We start from the raw sequence: 19179 nt of genomic DNA, 5'->3' as shown, positions 1-19179 counted from the left end.
GAATAATCGTTTTCCGGATGGGCTCCAAAACCAGGCACCGTCAGATTTAACTGAGAATTGCCGGCGCCGCCCGTTACTCGAGAGGCGTTAACAAGGCGTAACTCTATTAACCAGGCAAAACAGCGAATATAAGAAAATTCCCAAACCAGCAAGTCGTGCAAAAAAGCGGCGAGCCCGCATGGAACAAGGCCATCCATCACGCAAAGGACACTGACAAATCACCTTGAACAGGCTTGATCATTGAATAAAAAGAAAACGGAGGTACTACAGATTTAACTGAGAAACACCGTCCATAACATCAGCAGATTCTTACAATAATATCGGCGATCAAATGCAATACATAGGAAACAGCCCTACAGATTCTTATTTTAATGAAATTGGAATGAGATCAATCCAAAACAAAACCCCTCATTGATTTATAAACTCTGATTCGACATAGACGGAAATCGTCACACGCAATCATGCAAGCGCCCTTCCACTCATCGCGAAATTGCGGCGCAATGTCGCACGGCGCTTCGTGTTGCACATTGGCCACGCGAGCCGCTTCTCCAGTTTTGAGATTCGTCCTATATCTGACAATCCGTAAGATAAATACACTTTCTACGTCGGGAAACGCAGACACAACGTTCTGCGTGCCACGTATGGCTTTCGCGCTCGGTGCCTCTTTGGCCGGCTGCCGCCGGCGATCATGCGATCGTTTCCCGTTTTTTGCGGACCGCCCGGTTCGCCGGATCAACCCAGGAAACGCCATGAGACATCTATTCGCCGTCGCCGCCGCATGCGTGACAGCCACCACTGTTTTTGCCTCCGTCCCGAGCAATCCCGTCACGAGCGAAGCTGTTCAACTGCAAATCCTCGAACAGCAATGGACCCATGCGGCCGCCACCGGCGACCGCTCCATACTCAACGATCTGCTGGACGATAAATTCCTCGAAGTCCTGCCTAATGGCATGCATCGCTCGAAGCGCGACTTGCTCGCCGCCGCCGCGCTTGCGCCGGGGGGCACGCAGGTGCTCGAGGACGTGCGCGTTCAGGTGCTCGGCAATCTGGGCGTCGTCACCGGCATCAACCGCTATACGCCCGCGCCGGGCCTCAAGCCGGTCGAATACCGCTTTGCCGATGTTTTCATGAAGCGTGACGACGGCTGGCGCGTCGTCGGCGCGCGCATGCGCCGCAAGGAGTCGGGCACCATCTGATGGCGCCCGTCGGGGATGAGGAAGAGAGAAGGAGGGAAGCGCGAGTCAGAACGGCTTGATGACGACCAGCGCCACCGCCGCCAGCATGCCGAGCACCGGTAGCTCGTTGAACATGCGATACCACTTGTCGGAGCGGCGGTTCTCACCGCGCTCGAAGGTCTTGAGCAAGCGCCCGCAATACGCGTGATAAACGATGAGGAGTACCACCACGCCCACTTTCGCGTGGATCCACCCCTGACCGCGGCCGATCCCCACCACGAGCCACAGCCATAGCCCGCACAACAGCGCAGGCACGGCGATCATCGTCATGAAGCGGTAGAGCTTGCGCGCCATGATCAGGAGGCGCTGGATGGCCGCGGGTTCGGTTTCCATCGCGAGATTCACGAAGATGCGCGGCAGGTAGAACAGGCCAGCGAACCACGAGGCAATCAGAACGATGTGAAACGTCTTGACCCAGAGCATCGGCGATCCTTGTTGTTATCGGCGTATCGAATTTAGGAGAATGGCGCGCCCCGCAATGCACGCACCGCGTCGACTTATTGCCGGCCTTCTCCGTGGCCCAGCACGACGTATTTGAGCGAGGTCAGCCCCTCCAGGCCTACCGGGCCGCGCGCATGCAGCTTGTCGTTGGAGATGCCGATCTCCGCGCCCAGGCCGAACTCGAAGCCATCGGCGAAACGCGTCGAGGCGTTCACCATCACGCTCGCCGAATCCACTTCACGCAGGAAACGCATCGCGCGGTCGTGATCTTCGGTGACGATGGCGTCGGTGTGATGCGAGCCGTAGTGATTGATATGTTCGACGGCCTGATCGAGGTTGTCGACGATCTTGACCGCCAGCACCGGCGCGAGGTACTCGGTGCGCCAGTCTTCCTCGGTGGCGTCCACGAGCGGGCCGACGTTGGCGTCCGCGAGAATCGCGCGCGCGGCGGCGTCCACGCGCAGCTCCACGTCCTTGCCGCGATAGAGGCTGCCAAGCGGCGGCAGCACCTCATGCGCGATGCCGCGCGCGACCAGCAGCGTCTCCATCGTGTTGCAGGTGCCGTAGCGATGCGTCTTGGCGTTGTCGCAGACGGTCAGCGCCTTGGCGAGATCAGCGCGATCGTCCACGTAGACGTGGCAGATACCGTCGAGGTGCTTGATCATCGGCACGCGCGCCTCGGCCATCAGACGCTCGATCAGGCTCTTGCCGCCGCGCGGCACGATCACGTCCACGAATTCCGTCATGGTGATGAGCTTGCCCACGGCCGCGCGGTCGGCGGTTTCCACCACCTGCACCGCGTCCTGGGGCAGACCAGCCGCCGCCAGCCCTTCGCCGATCAGCTTCGCGAGCGCCGTGTTGCACTCGAGCGCCTCGGAACCACCGCGCAGAATGGTGGCGTTGCCCGACTTCAGGCACAGCGCCGCAGCGTCGATGGTCACGTTCGGGCGCGATTCGTAGATGATGCCGATCACGCCCAGCGGCACGCGCATCTGGCCGACCTGGATGCCGCTCGGACGGAACTTGAGGTTGCTGATCTCGCCGATCGGGTCGGGCAGCGCCACGACCTGGCGCAAGCCCTCCACCATGGTCTTGAGCGCCTTGTCCGAGAGTGTGAGGCGGTCGATGAACGCCGCGTCGTGTCCCTTCTCCTTCGCGCGCGCGAGGTCGCGGGCGTTGGCGTCCTTCAGTTGCTGCGTCTCGCGCTCGATCGCCTGCGCAACGGCTTCCAGCGCGGCGTTCTTGGCGGCGGTCGAGGCCCGGGCCATCGCGCGCGAAGCATTGCGGGCGCGGCGGCCGAGGTCAGTCATGTACTGGTCGATATCCATGGTTTCTGTCGTGATGCGGCGCATCCGGTCGATGCCGTATGAGGCTGCGCGGTTCAGGTTAGGTCGATTTTAAGGCCAGCTTGCGGGCTTTGCTGCGCGCGCCCTGGAGTTCGGGTACGGATTGCGCCGCTCGGGCGCCGCAGACGAGGACACCCATAGCCCACAGACGATACCGATAGCAGGTGCCGGAGCGCCCGGCCAGCACAACTAGCCTAGCCTGCGCCCCGGCCCTGCGGTGCGCGGTCGGGAGGCGGCTGCGGCGGCCGCTGCCGCCGCAGCTGGGCTCGCGGCCGGGCGGCCAGGCTGCGCGCGCCCCGAAGCCCCGGCGCCGCGCGCGGGCGGACCCGAACGCGCCGGCGCGCCGCTGTCGCGCGGCGCGGCGACCGTCATTGCCAGTTCGAACAGGCCGTCCCAGGCATCGGGCGGCAACGCGTCGCGCCAGTCGGCGCGCGAATGGCCGGAAAGCCCCTTGACCTGCCGGTCGAGCCGCGCCGCGAGCGCGAGACCGCGTTCGAGCGTCGCCTCGGTCAGCCGCGAGAGCGCGGGGCCGATGAGCCGCTCGCGCGGCCCCCAGACACGGTTCTCACGCAACAGCATCGCGAGCGGCTTGCCCGCCGCCACGCCGCGCTTGATGCGCAGCAGCGTGCGAACTTCTTCGACGACGGCCCACAGCACCAGCACGGAAGCCTCGCCTTCGCCCTGCAGGCCGTCGAGCATGCGCGCGAGGCGGCCGACGTCACCGGTGAGCATTGCTTCGTTGAGTTTGAAAACGTCGTAGCGCGCGACGTTGAGCACTGCGTCGTGAATCTGCTCGAAGCTCAGCACGCCCTCGGGATACAGCAGCCCGAGCTTCTGGATTTCCTGATGCGCCGCGAGCAGGTTGCCTTCCACGCGCTCCGCAACGAATTGCAGCGCGCGCCGCCCGTCCTCGCCAGGCGCCACGCGTTGCCCCTGAAGCGCGAGGCGCTGACCGATCCAGTTCGGCAGCGCCGCGCGCTCGACCGGATCGATCTTGATCGCCACGCCGCTGTCCGCCAACGCCGTGAACCACGCGGACTTTTGCGTGGCGGCGTCGAGACGCGGCAGCGTGATGAGCGTCAGCACGTCCGGATTCGCCGCCGATTTTGCCGATGCCGCTAGCATTTTGAGCGCATCCGCGCCTTCCTTGCCGGGTTTGCCCGACGGAATGCGCAACTCCACCAGTTGGCGGTCGCCGAACAGCGACATCGACTGGCTTGCGCCAAGCAGCGCACTCCAGTCGAATCCTCGCTCGACCGTGAACACCGAACGATCGGTAAAGCCCGCGGCGCGCGCGCTCGCGCGAATGCGGTCGCAGGCTTCCTGGGCGAGCAGATGCTCGTCGCCGAAGACGACGTACAGACCCGCCATCCCTTTGGCGAGGTGCGGCTCGAGTGCGTCCAGTCGCAGTTGCATGGGGTGTGCGCTTCAGGAGAAAAACACGACGCGCATCACAGCGGCGGCGGCGGCAGCGGCGCGCGCGGCGCGACGCCCGGCACGACCTGGGCCGGCGTGGGATGCAGGGTTTTCAGAACCGCGAGACGGCGCGTGAGCTGGTCGACGGCGTCATTCTGCATGTCGGCGTAGAGCAGATCGGATTCGGAAACCTTCGCGGTCGCGTACTGATCGCTATAGGTCATCGCGCGATTGAGCGCGATCGTGCTCGGCTGGATCAGCGGGGAGCCGTCCGGCGCCGTAAGCGTGTAGTTCAACGAATAGTTGACCTGATATTCCTCGACCACGCCGAGCGAATTCAGCGTGAGCGTGCTAAAGCTGCGCGTCTCGGTCACGCGCAGCACAGCGTCGGCATTGGCCGGCGAATCGACCACCACCGAGTCGCTGCCGCCTTCGACCATGCGCGTGAGGCGCGCCGACACGGGCGCCGATGCGCCAACGACGGCGAGGCGCTTGAACGCGTAATTCTGCTCGCCACGCAGCTGGAACCCGCACGCCGAAAGCATCAACGCGCTGCCCGCCAGTAACAGGAACGATCTGCGAATCACCTGGACTCCCTGGTTCAGAACAGCGGCGGTACGCGATACGTCGATCGCGCGCCGCCGCCAGCACGTCATGTCAGACCACGACGTTCACGAGACGGCCCGGCACGACGATGATCTTCTTCGGCGCGCGCCCTTCGGCGAACTTCGCGAACATCTCGTGGGCGAGCGCAGCCGCTTCGATCGCGTCCTTCGGCGCATCCTTGGCCACCGTGACGGCGCCGCGCACCTTGCCGTTCACCTGCAGCACGAGCTCGATCTCGGCCTGCTCCAGCGCCTTTTCGTCGACCTTCGGCCACGGCGCATCGAGCAGCGTGCCGTATTCGTCTGCATAGCCAAGCGCCTTCCAGAGCTCGAACGTGAGGTGCGGCACGACCGGATACAGCACGCGCAGCAGCACGCCGAAGGTCTCGCGCTGCACGCCCGCGCCTGCGCCGCCGTTGGGTCCCTTCGCGCTTTCGATCGCGTTGAGCATCTTCATCGCCGCCGAAACGACGGTGTTGTACTGCAGACGCTGATAGTCGAAGTCGGCCTGCTTGAGCACGCCATACACTTCGCGGCGCACCGTCTTCTCAACCTCGCTGAGCGCAGTTGCGTCGAACGACGCGCACGACTTGATCGCCTCGGCGTTCGCATAACCGAACGTCCAGACGCGGCGCAGGAAGCGGCTCGCGCCCTCCACGCCCGCGCCCGACCACTCGAGCTGCTGCTCCGGCGGAGCGGCGAACATCGTGAACAGACGCGCGGTGTCCGCGCCGTACTGGTCGATCAGCACTTGCGGGTCGACGCCGTTGTTCTTCGACTTTGACATCTTCTCGACACCGCCCAGCACCACGCTCTGGCCATCGCTGTTGAGCGTCGCGCCGACCGGGCGGCCCTTGTCGTCGTGCGTGACGGTGACGTCGGCCGGGTTATACCAGGTCTTCTTGCCCGATGCGTCTTCGCGATAGAACGTCTCGTTGAGCACCATGCCCTGGGTGAGCAGGTTCTTCGCGGGCTCGCCGAACTTCACGAGGCCGAGATCGCGCGAGACCTTCGCCCAGAAGCGCGAATACAAGAGGTGCAGGATCGCGTGCTCGATGCCGCCGATGTACTGATCCATCGGCATCCAGTAGTCGGTGCGCTCGTCGACCATGGCCTTCGCATCGGGTGCCGCATAGCGGTAGAAGTACCACGACGAATCGACGAAGGTGTCCATGGTGTCGGTTTCGCGCTTCGCGTCGGCGCCGCAGGTCGGGCACTTGCAGTTCAGGAATGCTTCGGACTTCGCGAGCGGGTTGCCCGTGCCGTCCGGCACGAGGTCTTCGGGCAGCACGACCGGCAGATCCTTCTCCGGCACCGGCACGTCGCCGCAGCTCGGGCAATGGATGATGGGGATGGGCGTGCCCCAGTAGCGCTGGCGCGAAATGCCCCAGTCGCGCAGACGCCACGTGACCTGCTTGTCGCCGTAGCCGTGCGCCTTGAGGTCGGCTGCGACGGCGTCCACGGCCTGCTGATAGTTCAGGCCATCGAACTTGCCGCTGTTGATGCAGACCGCGCGCTCCTTGTCGCCGTACCACTCCTGCCAGCCGTCGAGCGAGTAGGTCTCGCCTTCGGCCGCAATCACCTGCTTGATCGGCAAGTCGTACTTCTTCGCGAACGCGAAATCGCGCTCGTCGTGGCCCGGAACGCCCATCACCGCGCCTTCGCCATAGCTCATCAGCACGTAGTTGCCGATCCATACCGGCACTTGCTCGTTCGTGATCGGATGCGTGACCGTGAAGCCCGTGGCGACGCCCTTCTTCTCCATCGTCGCCACGTCGGCCTCGGCCACGCCGCCGCGCTTGCATTCCTCGATGAACGGCAGCAGCTCGGGCTTGTCCTGCGCGAGGCGCGTGGCAAGCGGGTGCTCGGCCGCGATGGCGCAGAAGGTTACGCCCATGATGGTGTCGGCGCGCGTGGTGAACACGCGCAGCAGCTTCTTCTCGCCATCGAGTTCGTACGGGAAGCCGAAGTTCACGCCGAAGCTCTTGCCGATCCAGTTCTGCTGCATGATCTTGACGCGCTCGGGCCAGCCGAGGCCGTCGAGATCGCCCAGCAGTTCATCGGCGTACTGCGTGATGCGCAGGTAGTACATCGGGATTTCGCGCTTTTCCACGAGTGCGCCCGAGCGCCAGCCGCGCCCGTCGATCACTTGCTCGTTGGCGAGCACGGTCTGATCGACCGGGTCCCAGTTCACCGTGCCGGTCTTCTTGTAGGCGATGCCCTTCTCCAGCATCTTCAGGAAGAACCACTGGTTCCACTTGTAGTAGTCGGGCTTGCAGGTGGCGATTTCGCGCGACCAGTCGATCGCGAGGCCCATCGACTGCATCTGGCCCTTCATGTACTCGATGTTGTCGTAAGTCCACTTCGCCGGCGGCACGCCGTTGGCCATCGCGGCGTTTTCAGCGGGCATGCCGAACGCGTCCCAGCCCATCGGCATCAACGTGTTGTAGCCGTTCATGCGCAGATAGCGGTACATCACGTCGTTGATCGTGTAGTTCCGCACGTGGCCCATATGCAGCTTGCCCGACGGATACGGCAGCATCGAGACGCAGTAGAACTTGGGCTTGTCGGCCTTTTCGGCCGTCCGGTAAGCGTCGCTGGCGCGCCAATCGCCTTGCGCGGCGGATTCGACGTCGGAGGGAACGTATTTTTCGAGCATGGTGTGGATGGGGAACGCGGATTCGGGCGGATTCAGCCGGGCCGGGCGGGCGCGGCCAGGACACAAGCCCGGGCGGGGCGCTCGCTGGCTGCGGCAGGTTCGGCAGCCCCGCTTTTTTACAGGGAAACGATGATTATACCGTCGAGTTGGCCGCGCTTTCCGCTGCCGCTTCGCATGGCGGGATTCCGTGGCCGGCGGGCACGGCTGGCGAGGACCCGGTGCTGATCGCTCTGTGCCAAGCGCTCTGTGCTGACTGCTTAGTGCTGACTGCGCGGCGGCTCGGTCACGAAGCCGATGCGCGCGAGCCCCGCCTGCTGCGCGGCACCCATGACCTGGGCGATCACTTCATAGCGCGTTTCTCGCGCCGCGCGCAATTGCAGTTCGGGCTGCTGCGCCTCGGGCGCCTTGCCTGCGGCGGTGAAGCGCGTACGCAGCTCGTCGAGCGAAATGAGCTGCGCATTCCAATAGAGCTTGCCCGTTGCATCAATGGAAAGCGTGATGGTCTGCGGCGTCTGCTGCACGGGCGCAGCCGCGACTTGCGGCAGATCGAGCCGGATGGCGTGGGTGAACAGCGGCGCCGTAATGATGAAGATGACGAGCAGCACGAGCATGACGTCGATGAGCGGCGTCATGTTGATATCGGCCATTGGCGCCGAATCGCGCTTTTTCTCGAGTCCGCCAAATGCCATGTGGGTCGTTCCTCGCGAGTTGCCGGTCGGTCAGCAGGCCGATGAACGGATCAGAACGATCCCGCGCGCACGCCTTCGCGCGGCGCACCCTGCGCACCTTCGCGGCGCGGCGCCGCGCCCTCGGGCGCGCAGGCCCATGCGTGGAGATCGTGCGCGAAGCCGTCGAGATCGTCGCCGATCTGACGCGCAAGGCGGCCCAGCACGTTGTAGGCGAGCACAGCGGGAATCGCCACCACGAGGCCGAACGCCGTCATGATGAGCGCCTCGCCCACCGGCCCGGCCACGTTTTCGATCATCGCCTGGCCGCTCGTCGCGATGCTGCCGAGCGCGTGATAGATGCCCCAGACCGTGCCGAGCAAGCCGACGAAAGGCGCCGTGCTGCCCACCGAAGCCAGCAGCACCTGCCCGAACTCGAGCCGCCGCTGCGACGTCTGCAGCGCGCCGCGAAGCACCCGCAACACGCGTTCGCCGCGGTCCACGCGCGCGAGCAGCGCACCGGTCGTGTCGGCCTCGGCGCAGGCGAGCGCCGCCTCGGCAAGCGGCAGGAACACGCGCTCGCGGTCGAGCGCGCGCATCGCGCTCACGCCATCGGCAAGCGAATGCGCCTGCCAGAATCGCGCGACCGCGCGAGGTCCCTGGCGTTTCGCGCGCACGAGCACCCAGCTCTTCACCAGCAGAAAGCACCAGCTCGCAATCGACATCGCCAGCAGCACCCACGCCACGGCGTGCGTGACGGCGTCGCTCGTCTGCAGATAGTGGATGACTCCGGTACTCGCTGCCATTGAATCTCGCCTGCCTCCGTGTCACTTGCCTGCGGTCGCAGGCCCCGCGCGGCGCGCATGCGCCGCCACACCCGCCAATGACGCTCAGCGCAAGCCGAGCACGTCCTGCATATCGTACAGGCCCGTGGCCTTGTCCTGCAGAAAGCGCGCGGCGCGCAGGCTGCCTTGGGCGTAAGACTGGCGGTTCGACGATTTGTGCGTGATCTCGATGCGCTCGCCGATGCCCGCGAACAGCACGGTATGGTCGCCCACGATGTCACCGCCGCGAATCGCCGAAAAACCGATCGTCGATGGATCTCGCTCGCCGGTCACGCCATGGCGGCCGTATACCGCGCAGTCGTCGAGATTGCGCCCGAGCGCACGTGCCACGGCCTCGCCCATCGCAAGCGCGGTGCCCGAGGGGGCATCGACCTTATGGCGATGGTGCGCCTCGATGATCTCGATGTCGTAACCGGTCTCGAAGAAGCGCGCCGCGTATTCGAGCAGCTTGAGCGTGACGTTCACGCCCACGCTCATGTTGGCCGCGAACACGATGCCGATTTTCTGCGCGGCGGCACCGAGCTGGGCCTTTTGCTGGGCGTCGAAACCCGTCGTGCCGATCACCATTTTCACGCCGTGGCGCTGCGCGGCCTCCAGATGAACGAGCGTGCCTTCCGGGCGCGTGAAATCGATCAGGCAGTCGCTTTGCGCAAAGACCTGCTCAATGTCGTCGGTGATGTGCACACCGGTTTCCTTGCCGAGGAACGCGCCCGCGTCCTTGCCGATAGCGGCCGAGCCCTTGTGTTCGAGCGCGCCCGAAAGCGTGATTTCGGGGGAATTCAGGACCGTTTCGATGAGCATGTGGCCCATGCGGCCCGATGCTCCGGCGATTGCAATTTTCATGGCTCTTCCTGCGAACGTGAAACCGGCAGCCCCGCCAGCCTGAACCGGTCGACGACCAGGCGGCTGTCAAGCGGACGCACCGCCCGAGGGAGCCCAAGCGGCCCCAAGCGGCCCCAAGCGGGGGCATTGCCAAAAAGCACGGCGGCCCGAAGCCGCCGATGGAATGCCTGGCGCGAGGCGCCAGGCCCTGTCTGTATTACCCGAGTCGCCCGAGCCGAATCTGCACGAATCGCCTTGGGACGGCCCGCAGCAACATCAGCCGCCCGAGGTCGAATTCGCGGGCGTCTGCGGCGGTGCGGTAAGCGGAGCGCTCTGCGACGGCGGCAGCGGATTCGACCCGGTGTCGCCGGTGCCCTGCGCGCCCGGGACCGGACCCACGGGATTCGCCGGCGGCACGCCCTGGATCTGCGGCATCGGCTTGCGCTGCAACTGAATCTGCGACGGCATCGTGCCCACGCCCTGCGGCAGCGCGGACGAAGTCGGCGTGCCTGCACGCACCGACGGGGTCAGGCTCGAAGGCATCTGCACCGCTTCCGTGGCGCGGTTTGCGGCCGCGGCGGCCTGTGCGTTCGCGTCGAGCGGCAATTGCGAAGTGGCGGTGCCGAGTTCCGAGGACGGCGTGCGCGCCGTGTCGCCGACAGTCGGGCCCGTGGCGCTCGAGGCCGAAGCCTGCGCGGCGGCAGGCGCCGACGCGCCCGAAGCCGGCGCAGCCGCGACGGCCTTGGCTTTCTTGCCCGATTTGTCGCCGTCGATTTCGGCAAGCAATTCGAGATTCGACGGCAGGTCTTCGCCGCCCGACCAGCTCGCCACGCGGTCGCCCTCGAACATCACGACGAAGTCGCGCTGCTGGACCACGGCGGTCGAGCCGCGCTTGAAGTAGAAGACGTAGTCCCAGCGGTTCGCGTGGAACATGTCGGTCAGGAGCGGCGTGCCGAGCAATTGCTTGACTTCGGCGCGCGACATGCCCGCCCGCATCTGACTGGCGGCTTCCTTCGAGACGAAGTTGCCCTGCACGATAGTGATGCGGTAAGGCGTGATGCTTTGGGCAAAACGCTGGGTCATGCTGTCATAAGTGCTGCAACCGGCGAGCGTTGCGAACGCGGCCGCAGCCAGCAGGGTGCACGCCACGCGGCGGCCGCTCAGGCGGCGGCCCATCGTTGTGAATTCTGGAATCATTTCCCTCACCGTGCGGGCTTGTCGCGAAGCCGCGCGTATCCTGTAGACGTTCGTTCGAGTTCCGCCGAAAAATGCCGGGAACGGCAAAAACCCGTTAACATAAGAACCCAGCATTGTACTCCAGGGACTTATCGTCATGACCAATCCAACCGATCTCAAGAACATCGGCCTCAAGGCGACACTGCCTCGCCTGAAGATCCTGGAGATTTTTCAGCATAGCGCCGTGCGCCACCTCACCGCCGAAGACGTGTACCGCAACCTGCTGAACGAGGAACTCGACATCGGCCTCGCCACGGTTTACCGGGTGCTCACGCAGTTCGAGCAGGCGGGCCTGTTGACCCGCAGCAACTTCGAATCGGGCAAAGCCGTCTTCGAACTCAACGAAGGCAGCCACCACGACCATCTCGTTTGTCTCGATTGCGGTCTCGTCGAGGAATTCTTCGACCCCGAAATCGAGAAGCGCCAGCAGTCAATTGCTAACGAACGTGGCTTCAAGCTGCAGGAGCACGCACTCGCGCTGTACGGCGCGTGCACGAAGGAAAATTGCCCGCACCGCAAGCACTGAGCGGGCTGCGCGCGGACCGGGGCGGGGAACCCCGGACCGTTCGCACAAACGAAAACGCCACGGCAGACCTGCCGTGGCGTTTTCGTTTGGTACGGTGATTCCGAGAGGCGTTGAGGCTAACGTGATTTAGCGCGGGCGCAGCCGCGCCGGACCTCAGGCAAGCGCGGCAGTCTCGGGCGCGTGGACGAGCCGCCAGACCCCATCCAGCGCCACCTCATCGCAATTCGGCTGCTGGCCGCCACGGTCGACCACGAGAAAGTCGCTCACGCGATCGAACGCAAGCAGCGGGTGGTGCCAGACGCCTTTCGCATAATTGACGCCCTGCCCGCCCTCGACCCAGAACGCGCGCAGTTGCGCCGGATCGAGTTCGCCCGCGGGTGCAACGACCACGGCGTAGCGCACCTCGCCGAGCGGCACGAACGCCTGGCTGCCCAGCGGATGCCGCTCCATCATCGAGATCTCGACCGGCCAGGCGCGCGGCTGGGCGCGAAATACGCTGACGATGGGCCGGCCGCCGGCCTCGCTCGTATCGATCAGCGCCAGATCGTGAAAACGCTCGGTAGTGCCGCCGTTGATCGGAAAATGGCGCGCGCCGTCGAGCGCGATCACGTCGCCGAATGGTGCGAAGGCCTCGCGCGTCAAAGGTTCCAGCAGCAGGGTTTTCATGCGGGCTCCTTGTTCAATTCACATTGCGTGGGCAGGCTTGCCGCCGAGTGCTGCAGCGTCCGCCGACTCATCGTCCTCTCCCGCCGGCACGTACAGGTAGCCAGGCTCGAGGTTGAGCACGCGCTTCGCACGCGCCTTGTCGATGTCACGCTCCCACACCGCGACCACCACCGTGGCGACGCAGTTGCCGATCAGGTTCGTGAGCGCGCGGGCGATGCCGACGAACCAGTCCACCGGCAGAATCAGCACGAGGCCGAGCACGGGGATCGCCGGAATCGCGGAGAGCGTGGCGGCGAGAATCACGATTGCCGAGCCCGGAATGCCGTGGGCGCCCTTGGAGGTGATGAGCGACACGAGCACCACCACGATCAGGTCGTGCGTCGAAAGCGGCGTATTGGTGGCTTGCGCGATGAAGATCACGGCGAGCGTGAGATAGATCGAGAAGCCGTCGAGGTTGAACGAATAACCGGTCGGGATCACGAGACCGACGGTGGAGTCCTTCACGCCCATCCATTCGAGCTTGCGCATGATCTGCGGCAGCACGGCGTCGGACGATGCGGTGCCGAGCACGATCGACAGTTCTTCACGCAGATAGCGGATCAGTTTGAAGATATTGAAGCCCGCGAGGCGCATCACGATGCCGAGCACAACCGCGACGAACACGATGCAGCTCGCGTAGAACACGACCACGAGAAAACCGAGTTGCTTGAGCGAAGCCACGCCGTATGTGCCGGTCGTGAACGCGATCGCGCCGAGCACGCCGAGCGGCGCGAGCTTGATGATGAAGCCCATCACGCGGAAGAACACCTGCGAAAGCTCGTCGATGAGCACGTTCACGCGCTGTGCCTTCGGGCCGAGCAGCGAGAGCGCGCTGCCGAACAGCACTGAAAACACGAGGATCTGCAGGATATCGCCCTTCGCGAAGGCATCGAACGCCGTGTCGGGAATGATCTTCAGCAGGAAGCCGGCGGTGTCTTTCAGGCTCTTGGCATGCTCGGTGTAGGTCGCGAGCGAAGCCGCGTCGAGCGAATGCAGGTCCACGTTCATGCCTGCGCCCGGACGCGTGATATACGCGAGCACGGCGCCAATCACGAGCGCGATGGTGGTCATGAACTCGAAGTAGACCACCGACTTCAGACCGACCCGCCCCACCTTCTTCAGATCGCCCGCGTGCGCCATACCGCTCACGACCACGCAGAACACGATGGGACCGATCACCATTTTGATGAGCTTGAGAAAGCCGTCGCCGAGCGGCCGCAGGGATTGGGCGAAATGGGGAAATACCGCACCGACTACGATGCCCAGCACAAGGGCAATCACTACGCGGCCAAACAGCGAGTTGAGGAACTTCGTCACGACTTTCTCCTTCGGGCAGGGGCAGCAGACAACTGTTCTTACTGGTCTGACCAGTAGTGTTATGGCGAATAGTAGGAAGCCGATATATTGGAGTCAAGATTGCCTTGCGCGGTGTTTACCCTCGTATCGCCTGCCCGGCCCGCTGCTCCGGACTACAATACCGGTCAGACCACGCGAGGCTTGCGAGCCGTCCGATGAAGAACGTTCCGCACACCGTCACTGATGCCGCCATTGCCACGATCCGCACCCGGATCGAAGCTGGCCTGTACCCGGTCGGCAGCCTGCTGCCCGCCCAGCGGCAGCTCTCCGAGGAACTGGCGATCAGCCGCGCGTCGCTGCGCGAGGCGCTCTCCACGCTCGAAGCGCTCGGCATGCTGTCGATCCGCGCGGGCAAGGGCGTCTACGTCACGAGCGCGCAGGCCACGAGTGCTCACCCGTGGCGCTTTGCCGACCAGTCGTCGCTGCCCGACACCTACCAGATGCGCTACGCGCTCGAAGGCTTCGCCGCGCGCATGGCGGCGCTCGCAATCAGCGACGCCGATATCGCCTGGCTCGAGCACAACACCGACACCCTCCACGAAGCGCTCGCCTGCGACGAACTCGACGAAGCCGCGCAACTGGACTTCGACTTCCATATGCGCATCGTGACTCTCGCGGGCAATGCGGCGATCGAATCGATCCTGCGCAACAGCGCCGACATCATGAAAGAGAGCCAGCGCATGCCGTTCTACCGGCGCGAGCTCGTACTTTCCACGCATCGGGAACACAGCCTGATCGTGGCGGCGCTCAAGGCGCGTGACAGCGCCGCGGCGGGCGCGGCCATCGAGGCCCACATCGCCAATGCCGCCCAGCGCGCGGGCGTCTACTTCCCGAGGCCGCCCACGCCCGCGTCCGCCGCTTTTCCCGCTTCGGCGCCTGTCGTCGACGCCGAAAAGTAAGGGCGAAAAAAAACCGCCCAGTCGATGGGCGGTTTATCGTGGCGCGCACCGGACCGCGAGGCCCGGCGGCACCGGCAAGACAAGCAGACTTACTTCGCGTTCGCGAGAGCAACCGCCGTGTCCAGCATGCGGTTCGAGAAGCCCCACTCGTTGTCGTACCAGCTCGACACCTTCACGAGACGGCCCGAGACCTTCGTGAGCGTGGCGTCGAACGTCGACGATGCCGGGTTGTGGTTGAAGTCGATCGAAACCAGCGGTGCGTCGTTGTAGCCGAGGATGCCCTTGAGCGCGCCTTCCGAAGCTTCCTTCATGATCGCGTTGACTTCTTCAACCGTCGTGTCGCGCTTGGCGATGAACGACAGGTCGACGACCGACACGTTGATGGTCGGGACGCGGATTGCGTAGCCGTCCAGCTTGCCGTTCAGTTCCGGCAGCACGAGGCCGACTGCCGCAGCGGCGCCCGTCTTCGTCGGGATCTGGCTTTGCGTAGCCGAGCGCGCGCGGCGCAGGTCTTCGTGGTACACGTCGGTCAGGACCTGGTCGTTCGTGTATGCGTGAATCGTCGTCATCAGGCCGGTTTCGAGGCCGATCTTGTCGTTCAGCGGCTTGACGAGCGGTGCCAGGCAGTTGGTCGTGCACGATGCGTTCGAGATGACCGTGTGCTCGGCCTTCAGAACGTCGTGGTTCACGCCATAGACGATCGTTGCGTCGACGTCCTTGCCGCCCGGCGCCGAGATGATCACCTTCTTCGCGCCGCCCTTCAGGTGGGCGCTGGCCTTTTCCTTGGTCGTGAAGAAGCCCGTGCATTCCATCACGACGTCGACGCCCAGCTCGCCCCACGGCAGTTCGGCCGGGTTGCGGTTGGCCAGCACGCGGATACGGTCGCCGTTCACGACGAGGTAGTCGCCGTCGACCTTCACCTCGCCCGGGAACTTGCCGTGCGCCGTGTCGTATTGCGTCAGATGCGCGTTGGTCTTCGCATCACCGAGGTCGTTGATCGCAACGATCTGGATGTCGTGCTTCTTGCCGTTCTCGTAGAACGCGCGAAGCGTGTTACGGCCAATGCGGCCGTAGCCGTTGATAGCGACGCGGATCGTCATGGTTCATCTCCTGATGAGTAAAAATTCGGGTGCCGCTGCTGCCTGTGCTGTGGCGCATACAGCAAAAGGCCCGCGCAAGGCGGGCCCATATAGCAATACTTAGTTGTGCAGCGCAGCCTTGGCCGTCGCGACGACGTGCTCGACCGTGAAGCCGAAGTGCTTGAACAGCACGCCAGCCGGAGCCGATTCGCCGAACGTGTCGATGCCGACCACGCCGCCTTCGAGGCCCACGTACTTGCGCCAGAAGTCGGTCACGCCAGCTTCGATCGCGACACGGCGCACGCCCTTGGGCAGCACGCGCTCCTTGTATTCGGCGTCCTGCTTGTCGAACACATTGGTGGACGGCATGGACACCACGCGCGCGCCAATGCCTTCGCGCTGCAGCGCCTCGACGGCCTTCATCGCCAGTTCGACTTCCGAGCCCGTCGCGATCAGGATGATCTTGCGGCTCGGGATCTCGTCGTTCCAGTCCTTGAGCACGTAGCCGCCCTTCGCGATGTTGGCGATCTGCGCATCGGTGCGCTCGTTGAACGCGAGGTTCTGACGGCTGAAAACGAGGCTCGACGGGCCATGGTGGGCAATCGACTCGGTCCAGGCCACCGCGGTTTCGACGGTATCGGCCGGACGCCAGAGCGTCATATTCGGGATCAGGCGCAGGCTCGCGACCTGCTCGATCGACTGGTGCGTCGGGCCGTCTTCGCCAAGGCCGATCGAGTCGTGCGTGAACACGAAGATCGACGGGCACTTCATCAGCGCGGCCACGCGCAGCGCGTTGCGGCTGTAATCCGAGAACGTCAGGAAGGTGCCGCCGAACGCGCGGTAGCCGCCGTGCAGCGTGATGCCGTTGAGCGCCGCGCTCATGCCGAACTCGCGCACGCCGTAGTTGATGTGGTTGCCCCACTGAATGCCGGCCTCGCCTTCCTTGGCCGCGCGCACGGGCTTCGACGCCTTCCAGTTGGTGAGGTTCGAGCCGGTCAGGTCAGCCGAGCCGCCGAGCAGTTCCGGCAGCACTGCAGCAAGCCCTTCGATGGCTTGCTGCGAGGCTTTGCGCGTAGCGACGGTTTCCTTACGCGAATCCGCGCCGGCGACGATCTGCGCAGCCTTTTGCGCCCAGTCGGCGGGCAGCTTGCCGGCCATGCGGCGCGTGAACTCCGCGGCTTCGGCCGGGTACTTCGACTGGTACGCGGCGAACGCTTCGTTCCACGCGGCTTCGAATTTCGCGCCAGCGGCCTTGGCGTCCCAGTCTGCGTAGACTTCCTGCGGCAGCGTGAACGGCTCCCACTTCCAGCCCGCGGCTTCGCGCCACTTGGCAATTTCGTCCGCGCCGAGCGCCGCGCCATGCACGTCGTGGCCGCCCTGCTTGGTGGGCGCGCCCTTGCCGATGATGGTCTTGCAGCAGATCAGCGTGGGCTTGTCCGAGGCCTTCGCCTTCTGGATGGCCGCGTCGACAGCGTCCACGTCGTGGCCGTCCACGTGCGGGATCACGTTCCAGCCGTAGGCCTGGAAGCGCTCGGGCGTGTTGTCGTGGAACCAGTTGACCACGTCACCATCGATCGAGATGCCATTGTCGTCGTAGAACGCGATCAGCTTGTTGAGCTTGAGCGTGCCGGCGAGCGAGCAGGCTTCGTGCGAGATGCCTTCCATCAGGCAGCCATCGCCGAGGAACACGTAGGTGTGGTGATCGACGATCTTCGCGTCCGCCTTGTTGAACTCGGCGGCGAGCAGCGCTTCAGCCAGCGCCATGCCAACCGCGTTCGCAATACCCTGGCCGAGCGGGCCCGTGGTGGTCTCGACGCCCGGCGTGATGCCGAACTCCGGGTGGCCCGGCGTCTTCGAGTGCAGTTGACGGAAGTTCTTCAGCTCGGCCATCGGCAGGTCGTAGCCGGTCAGGTGCAGCAACGAGTACAGCAGCATCGAGCCGTGGCCGTTCGACAGCACGAAACGGTCGCGGTCGCTCCAGTGCGGATTGGTCGGGTTGTGGCGCAGATGGCGCGACCACAGCGCGACGGCGATCTCGGCCATGCCCATGGGCATGCCGGGGTGGCCGGAGTTCGCTTGCTGAACAGCGTCCATGGACAGCGCGCGAATCGCGTTGGCCATCAATTGGGTGGTAGCGGGGGAGGACGAGGTCGTCATGTCGAGTCCGGGAACGAGGGCAAAAACGGCTTGGGCGGCTGCATTCAGCAGCGCTCGCGCGGCAGCGCACGGTTCCGGAAGCTCGGCAGAAATGTTCGCTGCGGCGCGCGATGCGGCGCCAGGAAGACGCAAACGGCCAGAGCAAACGGACAGGGCTGCAAAGGGCGATATTCTAACAGATCGTGCGGATTTTCCCTGACAGCCAGGACCTGGCGAGGCCCTCCACTTGCCCGAAATCCGCAACAGACCCGCCCCCATTATCTTGCGGCGCACCCGATGTGCGCCGCAAGGCGGCGGCAGCCCGGCCGGCTGCCCGTATAATACGGCTACTGCCCTGATTTACCTGTCAATCGGGCCCGATTTATATTCATTTGCAACGTGGCGGCGACTTGTCGCTCTCCGGTTTTGTGCGCATGTTGCATGGCTTTGGCCGAATGCACCGCCAGCACCCGCTCTCTCGTCGCTCGATATCACCTTGACCTTGCCGCGCCTCCTTCGTTCCGCCCCGATACGCCGTAAGGTTTTCCCGACACGTACACACGCGCGCGCCGATCTCAGGGGCGTGGTCGTGCGCCGCACGCCCGCGCGCAACGCGCCGGACGGCACTTCGGCCCCCCCGCGACAAACTAGGCCAATTCCTACAGATTTAGGGTGCACAACGTTGGAGAATCGCAGCGTTCATCACATTTTCGCGTGCCAACCGACCCAGACAGCCTCCAACCACCCGCTCGTCCCTCAACCTGAATCTGGAGAAATCCGATGACCGCACCCCGCCCCGCAGGCGTGCCGTGGCTGACGCCGTATCTGACGGTGCGCGATGCGCGCGACGCAATCGAATTTTTCCAGGCGGCGTTCGGTTTTGCGGTGCGCGATTGCGTGGCGGACGACGGTGCGGTCATGCATGTGGAAATGACATATCACGATCAGCTGATCGTAATGTTCGCGCCGGAGGGCGCATTCGGTTCGACGGCGCGCACGCCGAAGAGCGCGAACGCGATCGCGCCCCAATCCTTTTACCTTTACGTCGACAATGTCGACGCGGTGTATGCGCGAGCGCTGGACGCTGGCGCGAAATCGTTGAGCGAGCCGCAGGACCAATTCTGGGGTGACCGTTTTGCTCAGGTCGAAGACCTCGACGGCTACCGCTGGGCGCTTGCTCGCCATCTGTCATGAAGCAATGAGAACTT

17 protein-coding genes are annotated in these 19179 nt (G+C 64.5%); 4 read left to right on the top strand and 13 right to left on the bottom strand.

Annotated elements, in window-relative coordinates; translation table 11 throughout:
- Nucleotides 1-749: 749 nt before the first annotated feature.
- Nucleotides 750-1196: a nuclear transport factor 2 family protein gene (locus NH14_RS09815; RefSeq protein ID WP_035535381.1), complete on the top strand. Its 447-nt coding sequence runs from the start codon at nt 750-752 to the stop codon at nt 1194-1196.
- Between the two features lie 45 nt (nt 1197-1241).
- Here NH14_RS09815 and NH14_RS09810 read toward each other — a convergent pair whose 3' ends face one another.
- The 9 genes from NH14_RS09810 to NH14_RS09770 all read right to left on the bottom strand — a co-directional run bounded on the left by NH14_RS09810 (nt 1242) and on the right by NH14_RS09770 (nt 11231).
- Entirely contained in the window at nt 1242-1658 is a 417-nt protein-coding gene (locus tag NH14_RS09810; RefSeq protein WP_035535384.1) for a CopD family protein, read from the bottom strand.
- A gap of 74 nt (nt 1659-1732) precedes the next feature.
- Complete coding sequence (locus NH14_RS09805; protein WP_035535385.1) at nt 1733-3004, bottom strand: glutamate-5-semialdehyde dehydrogenase; 1272 nt, start codon at nt 3002-3004, stop codon at nt 1733-1735.
- 207 nt (nt 3005-3211) lie between these two features.
- A complete protein-coding gene (holA, locus tag NH14_RS09800) occupies nt 3212-4438 on the bottom strand; it encodes a DNA polymerase III subunit delta (RefSeq protein WP_168727137.1) in 1227 nt (408 codons plus the stop codon).
- 35 nt (nt 4439-4473) lie between these two features.
- Complete coding sequence (locus tag NH14_RS09795; RefSeq protein ID WP_035534138.1) at nt 4474-5025, bottom strand: LPS-assembly lipoprotein LptE; 552 nt, start codon at nt 5023-5025, stop codon at nt 4474-4476.
- A gap of 70 nt (nt 5026-5095) precedes the next feature.
- Nucleotides 5096-7702 (bottom strand): leucine--tRNA ligase, encoded by a 2607-nt coding sequence (gene leuS / locus NH14_RS09790; protein WP_035534100.1) that lies wholly within the window; start codon nt 7700-7702, stop codon nt 5096-5098.
- Nucleotides 7703-7959: 257 nt separating this feature from the next.
- The gene (locus NH14_RS09785) at nt 7960-8391 is read right to left on the bottom strand and encodes an ExbD/TolR family protein (protein WP_035534101.1); all 432 of its coding nucleotides are present in this window, start codon (nt 8389-8391) and stop codon (nt 7960-7962) included.
- 50 nt (nt 8392-8441) lie between these two features.
- Nucleotides 8442-9173: a MotA/TolQ/ExbB proton channel family protein gene (locus NH14_RS09780; RefSeq protein ID WP_035534102.1), complete on the bottom strand. Its 732-nt coding sequence runs from the start codon at nt 9171-9173 to the stop codon at nt 8442-8444.
- Between the two features lie 84 nt (nt 9174-9257).
- Nucleotides 9258-10055: a 4-hydroxy-tetrahydrodipicolinate reductase gene (dapB, locus tag NH14_RS09775; protein ID WP_035534103.1), complete on the bottom strand. Its 798-nt coding sequence runs from the start codon at nt 10053-10055 to the stop codon at nt 9258-9260.
- A 255-nt stretch (nt 10056-10310) separates the two neighbouring features.
- Nucleotides 10311-11231 carry an outer membrane protein assembly factor BamE gene (locus NH14_RS09770; RefSeq protein WP_052148557.1) on the bottom strand — a complete coding sequence of 307 codons (921 nt, stop codon included), beginning with the start codon at nt 11229-11231 and terminating at the stop codon, nt 10311-10313.
- A gap of 136 nt (nt 11232-11367) precedes the next feature.
- Here NH14_RS09770 and fur point away from each other — a divergent pair, with 136 nt between their 5' ends.
- The gene (gene fur / locus NH14_RS09765) at nt 11368-11796 is read left to right on the top strand and encodes a ferric iron uptake transcriptional regulator (RefSeq protein WP_035534104.1); all 429 of its coding nucleotides are present in this window, start codon (nt 11368-11370) and stop codon (nt 11794-11796) included.
- A 153-nt stretch (nt 11797-11949) separates the two neighbouring features.
- Here the strand turns inward: fur and NH14_RS09760 are convergent, their stop codons facing one another.
- Together NH14_RS09760 and NH14_RS09755 are read right to left on the bottom strand one after the other, a co-directional pair.
- Nucleotides 11950-12462 carry an ureidoglycolate lyase gene (locus NH14_RS09760; protein ID WP_035534105.1) on the bottom strand — a complete coding sequence of 171 codons (513 nt, stop codon included), beginning with the start codon at nt 12460-12462 and terminating at the stop codon, nt 11950-11952.
- Nucleotides 12463-12480: 18 nt separating this feature from the next.
- Entirely contained in the window at nt 12481-13818 is a 1338-nt protein-coding gene (locus NH14_RS09755; RefSeq protein ID WP_035534106.1) for a C4-dicarboxylate transporter DctA, read from the bottom strand.
- Between the two features lie 194 nt (nt 13819-14012).
- Here NH14_RS09755 and NH14_RS09750 point away from each other — a divergent pair, with 194 nt between their 5' ends.
- On the top strand, nt 14013-14756 hold the full coding sequence (locus NH14_RS09750) for a FadR/GntR family transcriptional regulator (RefSeq protein ID WP_052148558.1): 744 nt from the start codon (nt 14013-14015) through the stop codon (nt 14754-14756).
- A gap of 89 nt (nt 14757-14845) precedes the next feature.
- Here NH14_RS09750 and gap read toward each other — a convergent pair whose 3' ends face one another.
- Both gap and tkt read right to left on the bottom strand, forming a co-directional pair.
- A complete protein-coding gene (gene gap / locus NH14_RS09745; protein ID WP_035534107.1) occupies nt 14846-15856 on the bottom strand; it encodes a type I glyceraldehyde-3-phosphate dehydrogenase in 1011 nt (336 codons plus the stop codon).
- A 99-nt stretch (nt 15857-15955) separates the two neighbouring features.
- On the bottom strand, nt 15956-17956 hold the full coding sequence (gene tkt / locus NH14_RS09740) for a transketolase (RefSeq protein ID WP_237179606.1): 2001 nt from the start codon (nt 17954-17956) through the stop codon (nt 15956-15958).
- Between the two features lie 795 nt (nt 17957-18751).
- Here tkt and NH14_RS09735 point away from each other — a divergent pair.
- On the top strand, nt 18752-19165 hold the full coding sequence (locus tag NH14_RS09735) for a VOC family protein (RefSeq protein WP_035534108.1): 414 nt from the start codon (nt 18752-18754) through the stop codon (nt 19163-19165).
- The last annotated feature ends 14 nt before the right edge of the window (nt 19166-19179 follow it).

The sequence above is a fragment of the Paraburkholderia sacchari genome (assembly GCF_000785435.2).
GTDB lineage: Bacteria > Pseudomonadota > Gammaproteobacteria > Burkholderiales > Burkholderiaceae > Paraburkholderia > Paraburkholderia sacchari.
Note: the sequence above shows the minus strand (reverse complement) of the source record. Positions and strands in the feature narration are given on the sequence as shown.

What these genes read in the sequence shown, in the direction of transcription:
- NH14_RS09810 (WP_035535384.1), bottom strand. Translation starts at nt 1,658, where the DNA reads ATGCTCTGGGTCAAGACGTTTCACATCGTTCTGATTGCCTCGTGGTTC.
- NH14_RS09805 (WP_035535385.1), bottom strand. Translation starts at nt 3,004, where the DNA reads ATGGATATCGACCAGTACATGACTGACCTCGGCCGCCGCGCCCGCAAT.
- NH14_RS09750 (WP_052148558.1), top strand. Translation starts at nt 14,013, where the DNA reads ATGAAGAACGTTCCGCACACCGTCACTGATGCCGCCATTGCCACGATC.
- NH14_RS09735 (WP_035534108.1), top strand. Translation starts at nt 18,752, where the DNA reads ATGACCGCACCCCGCCCCGCAGGCGTGCCGTGGCTGACGCCGTATCTG.
- NH14_RS09760 (WP_035534105.1), bottom strand. Translation starts at nt 12,462, where the DNA reads ATGAAAACCCTGCTGCTGGAACCTTTGACGCGCGAGGCCTTCGCACCA.
- NH14_RS09770 (WP_052148557.1), bottom strand. Translation starts at nt 11,231, where the DNA reads ATGATTCCAGAATTCACAACGATGGGCCGCCGCCTGAGCGGCCGCCGC.
- tkt (WP_237179606.1), bottom strand. Translation starts at nt 17,956, where the DNA reads ATGGCCAACGCGATTCGCGCGCTGTCCATGGACGCTGTTCAGCAAGCG.
- holA (WP_168727137.1), bottom strand. Translation starts at nt 4,438, where the DNA reads ATGCAACTGCGACTGGACGCACTCGAGCCGCACCTCGCCAAAGGGATG.
- NH14_RS09780 (WP_035534102.1), bottom strand. Translation starts at nt 9,173, where the DNA reads ATGGCAGCGAGTACCGGAGTCATCCACTATCTGCAGACGAGCGACGCC.
- fur (WP_035534104.1), top strand. Translation starts at nt 11,368, where the DNA reads ATGACCAATCCAACCGATCTCAAGAACATCGGCCTCAAGGCGACACTG.
- NH14_RS09785 (WP_035534101.1), bottom strand. Translation starts at nt 8,391, where the DNA reads ATGGCATTTGGCGGACTCGAGAAAAAGCGCGATTCGGCGCCAATGGCC.
- NH14_RS09815 (WP_035535381.1), top strand. Translation starts at nt 750, where the DNA reads ATGAGACATCTATTCGCCGTCGCCGCCGCATGCGTGACAGCCACCACT.
- dapB (WP_035534103.1), bottom strand. Translation starts at nt 10,055, where the DNA reads ATGAAAATTGCAATCGCCGGAGCATCGGGCCGCATGGGCCACATGCTC.
- gap (WP_035534107.1), bottom strand. Translation starts at nt 15,856, where the DNA reads ATGACGATCCGCGTCGCTATCAACGGCTACGGCCGCATTGGCCGTAAC.
- leuS (WP_035534100.1), bottom strand. Translation starts at nt 7,702, where the DNA reads ATGCTCGAAAAATACGTTCCCTCCGACGTCGAATCCGCCGCGCAAGGC.